The sequence below is a fragment of the Stenotrophomonas sp. Sm6012 genome (assembly GCF_030985895.1).
In the GTDB taxonomy this organism is placed as follows: Bacteria; Pseudomonadota; Gammaproteobacteria; order Xanthomonadales; family Xanthomonadaceae; genus Stenotrophomonas; species Stenotrophomonas forensis.
The window spans coordinates 1-3,143 of sequence record NZ_JAPTFX010000241.1 but is presented as its reverse complement, the minus strand read 5'-3'; the positions used below and the strand labels follow the sequence as shown (position 1 = coordinate 3,143).

General features: G+C 68.9%; 2 protein-coding genes. Both read left to right on the top strand.

Going from position 1 to position 3,143, the window contains the following annotated elements; translation table 11 throughout:
* Positions 1 to 68 precede the first annotated feature (68 nt).
* Entirely contained in the window at positions 69 to 1,550 is a 1,482-nt protein-coding gene (gene glpD / locus O0J73_RS21950; RefSeq protein ID WP_308309634.1) for a glycerol-3-phosphate dehydrogenase, read from the top strand.
* A 79-nt stretch (positions 1,551 to 1,629) separates the two neighbouring features.
* Complete coding sequence (gene glpK, locus O0J73_RS21945; RefSeq protein ID WP_049458454.1) at positions 1,630 to 3,129, top strand: glycerol kinase GlpK; 1,500 nt, start codon at positions 1,630 to 1,632, stop codon at positions 3,127 to 3,129.
* The last annotated feature ends 14 nt before the right edge of the window (positions 3,130 to 3,143 follow it).

The window sequence follows — 3,143 nt, the reverse complement described above, 5'->3', positions numbered from 1 at the left end:
AGCTTGCTCGACTCTCGTCAACGCAGTCGAGCAAGCTCGACTCTACAGACACAGGATGCGGAGGCGCGATGGAGGAGGTTGACCTGCTGGTGATCGGTGGCGGCATCAACGGTGCCGGCATCGCCCGTGACGCGGCCGGTCGCGGCCTGCGGGTACTGCTGTGCGAACAGCACGATCTGGCCGCGCACACCTCCAGCGCCAGCAGCAAACTGATCCACGGCGGCCTGCGCTATCTGGAGCAGGGCGAACTGGGCCTTGTGCGCAAGGCGCTGGGCGAGCGCGAGGTGGTGCGCCGGCAGGCACCGCACCTCGTCCATCCGTTGCGCTTCGTTCTGCCCTGGGAACCGCACCTGCGCCCGCGCTGGATGCTGCGTGTGGGGCTGTGGCTGTACGACCACCTGGGCCGGTGCAGCCCTGCGTTCCCCGCCTCGCACGCGCTGGACCTGCAGCAGGATTCACTCGGCGCCTGGCTCTCCCCGACGCTGCGGCAGGCCTTCAGCTATGCCGATGCGCAGGTCGATGATGCGCGGCTGGTACTGCTGAACGCACTGGATGCCGCGCAGCGCGGCGCGCAGGTGCAGGTGCGCAGCCGCTGCACCGAACTGCGTGCGCTGCAGGGCCGTTGGCAGGCCGTGCTGGAAACCCGCGATGGTCAGCAACGGCACGTGACCGCACGCGCGGTGGCCAACGCGGCCGGTCCCTGGGCCGGTGGCCTGCTGGAACGAATGCAGGCCCGCAGCGGTGGTCCCGCCCTGCGCCTGGTGCAGGGCAGCCACATCGTGGTGCGCCGCCCCTGGCCCGATGACAATGCCTGCCTGCTGCAGCAGCCCGACGGACGTGTGGTGTTCCTGCTGCCGTTCGCCCATGACCACCTGCTGATCGGCACCACCGACACCGATTACCGTGGCGACCCGGCGCGCTGCAGCGTGCTGCCGTCCGAGGTGGCCTACCTGTGCGATGCAGCCAACCGCTACCTGCGCGAACCGATCGCCGCCGAAGACGTGGCCTGGCAGTTCGCCGGTGTACGCCCGTTGCTGGCCGATCCGGACCCGCGTGCGGCAAAGCTGAGCCGCGACTACCGCCTGCAGGTACAGTCCGATCCCGCGCCGGCACTGCACGTGCTCGGCGGCAAACTGACCACCTACCGGATACTGGCCGAAGAAACGCTGGACCTGCTGCGCCCCGCCCTGCCGCAGATGGGGCCCGCCTGGACCGCAACGGGAGCCGCACTGCCCGGCAGCGACTGGGGGGACGCCGCACAGGCCCGCTCGCAGCTGATGGCGCAGGCCCCCTGGTTGCCCGCGGATATCGCGCGACGCTGGGCCGGGGCCTACGGCAGCCGCAGCGCGATGCTGCTGGGTAAAGCGCAGACCGTGGACGATCTTGGCGAGCACTTCGGTGCGGGCCTGCATGCGCGCGAAGTGGATTTCCTGCGGGAGCATGAGTGGGCCTGCAACGCCGACGATGTGCTGTGGCGACGGAGCAAGCTGGGGTTGCGGCTGGATGCCGCGCAGGTGGCACCGCTGCAGGCATGGATGGATAGACGGTAGAGTCGAGCTTGCTCGACTGGCATGAAGAGCAGTCGAGCAAGCTCGACTCTACCAATACCATCGCTACCGGAGACGCTGCATGACGCCCCGCTACGTGCTGGCCATCGACCAGGGCACCACCAGTTCGCGCGCGATCCTGTTCGACCGTGCCGGCAACATCGTCGGCAGCGCGCAGCGCGAGTTCGCGCAGATCTTCCCGCACCCGGGCTGGGTCGAGCATGACCCGCGCGAGATCCTCACCAGCGTGTATGCCACGCTGACCGAACTGCTCAGCCGCGGGCAGATCGACCCGCGTCATATCGCCGCGCTGGGCATCACCAACCAGCGCGAGACCACCGTGGTCTGGGATCGCGCCACCGGCCAGCCGATCCACAACGCCATCGTCTGGCAGTCGCGGCAGAGCCACGCCCTCTGCGAGCGGCTGAAGTCCGATGGCCACGAGGCGCTGGTGCGCGAGCGCACCGGCCTGCTGATCGATGCGTACTTTTCCGCAACCAAGGTGCGCTGGATCCTCGACCATGTGGAGGGCGCGCAACAGCGGGCCGAGCGCGGCGAACTGCTGTTCGGCACCATCGACAGCTGGCTGGTGTGGAACCTCAGCGGCGGCCAGGCGCACGTGACCGACTACAGCAATGCAGCGCGCACGCTGCTGTTCAACATCCACACGCTGGACTGGGATGACGACCTGCTGGCGCTGCTGGACATCCCGCGCGCGATGCTGCCGCAGGTGCGCGATTCCAGTTCGGTATACGCGCACACCCGGCCACAGTTCTTCTTTGACCATCCGATCCCGATCGCCGGCATCGCCGGTGACCAGCAGGCGGCGCTGTTCGGCCAGGCCTGCTTCCAGCCGGGCATGGTCAAGAACACCTATGGCACCGGCTGCTTCATGCTGATGCATACCGGCACCCAGGCGGTGCGTTCGCGCAACGGACTGCTGACTACCATCGCCTGGGGCCTGGACGGGCGCGTGGAGTACGCGCTGGAGGGCTCGATCTTCGTGGCCGGCTCGGTGGTGCAGTGGCTGCGCGACGGCCTGCGCATGATCGAGCGCGCCGGCGACAGCCAGGCGTTGGCCGCACAGGTGCCCGACAGTGGAGGTGCCTACCTGGTGCCTGCGTTCGTCGGTCTGGGCGCGCCCTATTGGCGCAGTGACGTGCGCGGTGCGATGTTCGGGCTGACCCGGGGCACGCGCAAGGCGCACTTCGTGCGCGCCGCGCTGGAAGCGATGGCCTACCAGACCCGCGATGTGCTGGATGCGATGCAGTCCGATGCAGGCATCGCGCTGACCGAGCTGCGCGCTGATGGCGGTGCGATCGGCAACGATTTCCTGGCCGGTTTCCAGGCCGACATCCTCGGCGTGCCGTTGCTGCGGCCGCGGCTGACCGAGACCACCGCGCTGGGTGCGGCCTACCTCGCCGGGCTGGCCGTCGGGTTCTGGACCAGCCGCGAGCAGATCGCCGCGCAATGGGGCCTGGACCGCCGCTTCGAACCACAGATGGAGGTGGCGCGGCGCGAGAAGCTGTATGCCGGGTGGCAGCAGGCGGTGGCTGCCACCCTCGCCTTCCACGTCGACTGAGGTAGTGCCGGCCG

Bases quoted from the DNA above. Each gene is read 5' to 3' on its own strand.
- glpD (WP_308309634.1), top strand. From the start codon at position 69: ATGGAGGAGGTTGACCTGCTGGTGATCGGTGGCGGCATCAACGGTGCC.
- glpK (WP_049458454.1), top strand. From the start codon at position 1,630: ATGACGCCCCGCTACGTGCTGGCCATCGACCAGGGCACCACCAGTTCG.